Annotated in this window: 2 rRNA genes and 1 pseudogene; all 3 read right to left on the reverse strand. The window is 58.7% G+C overall.

The window, feature by feature from the left end:
* Window positions 1-360 (reverse strand): annotated as a pseudogene (locus tag BI06_RS53010) (hypothetical protein); the annotation flags it as partial.
* Between the two features lie 128 nt (window positions 361-488).
* Window positions 489-605: ribosomal RNA gene (rrf, locus tag BI06_RS41260) — 5S ribosomal RNA — on the reverse strand.
* Between the two features lie 110 nt (window positions 606-715).
* A 23S ribosomal RNA gene (locus BI06_RS41265) occupies window positions 716-3,837 on the reverse strand.
* Window positions 3,838-3,878: the final 41 nt, after the last annotated feature.

The raw sequence follows: 3,878 nt of genomic DNA on the forward strand, positions 1-3,878 counted from the left end.
CACGACGGAAGCTGCCGCCGCCACCGCCGCTGTAGGGGCGGTCGCCACCGCGGTCGTCGCGACGGAAACCGCCACGGTCGCCACCGCGGTCGTCACGGCCACCGCCGTAGCCGCCGCCGGCGGGACGGCCGCCACGGTCGTCGCGGCGGTCGTCGCGTCGCGGAGCACGGTCGTTGGACCAGCTCCCGCGGGACCGGGGCTCGTAGCCGCGGCCGTCGTCCGATCGACGCTCGGGACGGTCCTGGGGCTCGTTCGCCATCGTGGTGACTCCTTCTGCTTCTTCATCTCCACCGCGCACCGGGCAGCACCACTGCCCGCTCGCGGTTCGGCGCCGACCTCCTGGCCGTGCACCTTCTCCATTGTCCGACATCCAGGGACACCCCGCGTCCGGGCGGAAGTCCCTGATCTGCCGGTCGTACACACATGCGCACAACGCGAAAAAGCCGCGGCCCCCAGCGAATCGCTGGCGGCGGGGGCTTTCAATGATTGTTCGGCGGCGTCCTACTCTCCCACAGGGTCCCCCCTGCAGTACCATCGGCGCTGTGAGGCTTAGCTTCCGGGTTCGGAATGTAACCGGGCGTTTCCCTCACGCTATGACCACCGAAACACTATCGAAACTGTCAACGAAACACACTTTTTAGTTGATAAGTGTTTCTTGTGTTCGCCGGCGATAGCTGTTCGCTACCCGGGAACCACACAGTGAACGCGAGCGTCTGAGGACAAGCCCTCGGCCTATTAGTACCGGTCAACTCCACCCCTCACAGGGCTTCCATATCCGGCCTATCAACCCAGTCGTCTACTGGGAGCCTTACCCTCTCAAGGAGGTGGGAGTGCTCATCTCGAAGCAGGCTTCCCGCTTAGATGCTTTCAGCGGTTATCCCTCCCGAACGTAGCCAACCAGCCATGCCCTTGGCAGGACAACTGGCACACCAGAGGTTCGTCCGTCCCGGTCCTCTCGTACTAGGGACAGCCCTTCTCAACACTCCTACGCGCACAGCGGATAGGGACCGAACTGTCTCACGACGTTCTAAACCCAGCTCGCGTACCGCTTTAATGGGCGAACAGCCCAACCCTTGGGACCTACTCCAGCCCCAGGATGCGACGAGCCGACATCGAGGTGCCAAACCATCCCGTCGATATGGACTCTTGGGGAAGATCAGCCTGTTATCCCCGGGGTACCTTTTATCCGTTGAGCGACGGCGCTTCCACAAGCCACCGCCGGATCACTAGTCCCGACTTTCGTCCCTGCTCGACCCGTCAGTCTCACAGTCAAGCTCCCTTGTGCACTTACACTCAACACCTGATTGCCAACCAGGCTGAGGGAACCTTTGGGCGCCTCCGTTACTCTTTAGGAGGCAACCGCCCCAGTTAAACTACCCACCAGACACTGTCCCTGATCCGGATCACGGACCCAGGTTAGACATCCAGCACGACCAGAGTGGTATTTCAACGACGACTCCACCATGACTGGCGTCACGGCTTCAAAGTCTCCCACCTATCCTACACAAGCCGAACCGAACACCAATATCAAGCTATAGTAAAGGTCCCGGGGTCTTTCCGTCCTGCTGCGCGAAACGAGCATCTTTACTCGTAATGCAATTTCACCGGGCCTATGGTTGAGACAGTCGAGAAGTCGTTACGCCATTCGTGCAGGTCGGAACTTACCCGACAAGGAATTTCGCTACCTTAGGATGGTTATAGTTACCACCGCCGTTTACTGGCGCTTAAGTTCTCAGCTTCGCCCCGACGAATCAGAGCTAACCGGTCCCCTTAACGTTCCAGCACCGGGCAGGCGTCAGTCCGTATACATCGCCTTACGGCTTCGCACGGACCTGTGTTTTTAGTAAACAGTCGCTTCTCGCTGGTCTCTGCGGCCACCCCCAGCTCTGGCAGCAAGTGCCGTCACCAGGAATGGCCCCCCTTCTCCCGAAGTTACGGGGGCATTTTGCCGAGTTCCTTAACCATAGTTCACCCGAACGCCTCGGTATTCTCTACCTGACCACCTGAGTCGGTTTGGGGTACGGGCCGCCATGAAACTCGCTAGAGGCTTTTCTCGACAGCATAGGATCATCCACTTCACCACAATCGGCTCGGCATCAGGTCTCAGGCTATTGTTGTGCGGATTTGCCTACACAACGCCCTACACCCTTACCCCGGGACAACCACCGCCCGGGCTGGACTACCTTCCTGCGTCACCCCATCGCTCACCTAGTACAGACTTGGTTCAGCGGCTCCACCACGTCCCTTTGTCCGAAGACTCCGGGCCGGCTTCACGGCCTTAGCATCACCTGGTTCAGCGTTGGCGCTTCAAAGCGGGTACGGGAATATCAACCCGTTGTCCATCGACTACGCCTGTCGGCCTCGCCTTAGGTCCCGACTTACCCTGGGCAGATCAGCTTGACCCAGGAACCCTTGGTCAATCGGCGCAAGAGTTTCCCACTCTTGTATCGCTACTCATGCCTGCATTCTCACTCGTGTACCGTCCACGACTGGTTTCCACCGCCGCTTCACCCGGCACACGACGCTCCCCTACCCATCACAGCAGGCGTTGGCCCTATATGCTGCAATGACACGACTTCGGTGATGTGCTTGAGCCCCGCTACATTGTCGGCGCGGAATCACTTGACCAGTGAGCTATTACGCACTCTTTCAAGGGTGGCTGCTTCTAAGCCAACCTCCTGGTTGTCTCTGCGACTCCACATCCTTTCCCACTTAGCACACGCTTAGGGACCTTAGTCGGTGTTCTGGGCTGTTTCCCTCTCGACCATGGAGCTTATCCCCCACAGTCTCACTGCCACGCTCTCACTTACCGGCATTCGGAGTTTGGCTAAGGTCAGTAACCCGGTGAGGCCCATCGCCTATCCAGTGCTCTACCTCCGGCAAGAAACACGTGACGCTGCACCTAAATGCATTTCGGGGAGAACCAGCTATCACGGAGTTTGATTGGCCTTTCACCCCTAACCACAGGTCATCCCCCAGGTTTTCAACCCTGGTGGGTTCGGTCCTCCACGAAGTCTTACCTCCGCTTCAACCTGCCCATGGCTAGATCACTCCGCTTCGGGTCTTGGGCATGCAACTGTATCGCCCTATTCGGACTCGCTTTCGCTACGGCTACCCCACACGGGTTAACCTCGCTACACACCGCAAACTCGCAGGCTCATTCTTCAAAAGGCACGCAGTCACGAGACACACAGCAAGCTGCATGTCCGACGCTCCCACGGCTTGTAGGCACACGGTTTCAGGTACTATTTCACTCCGCTCCCGCGGTACTTTTCACCATTCCCTCACGGTACTATCCGCTATCGGTCACCAGGGAATATTTAGGCTTAGCGGGTGGTCCCGCCAGATTCACACGGGATTTCTCGGGCCCCGTGCTACTTGGGAGTTCTTCAAACGAGCCGTACAGATTTCGCCTACGGGGGTCTTACCCTCTACGCCGGACCTTTCGCATGTCCTTCGACTATCCATACGGTTTCTGACTCGCCGACCGGCCGGCAGACCGGTCAAGAAAAATCCCACGACCCCACAAGCGCAACCCCTGCCGGGTCTCACACGCTCATGGTTTAGCCTCATCCGGTTTCGCTCGCCACTACTCCCGGAATCACGGTTGTTTTCTCTTCCTGCGGGTACTGAGATGTTTCACTTCCCCGCGTTCCCTCCACATACCCTATGTGTTCAGGTATGGGTGACAGCCCATGACGACTGCCGGGTTTCCCCATTCGGAAACCCCCGGATCAAAGCCTGGTTGACGGCTCCCCGGGGACTATCGTGGCCTCCCACGTCCTTCATCGGTTCCTGGTGCCAAGGCATCCACCGTGCGCCCTTAAAAACTTGGCCACAGATGCTCGCGTCCACTGTGCAGTTCTCAAACAACGACC

It is taken from the genome of Kitasatospora sp. MBT66, assembly GCF_000710405.2.
Classification (GTDB): domain Bacteria; phylum Actinomycetota; class Actinomycetes; order Streptomycetales; family Streptomycetaceae; genus Kitasatospora; species Kitasatospora purpeofusca.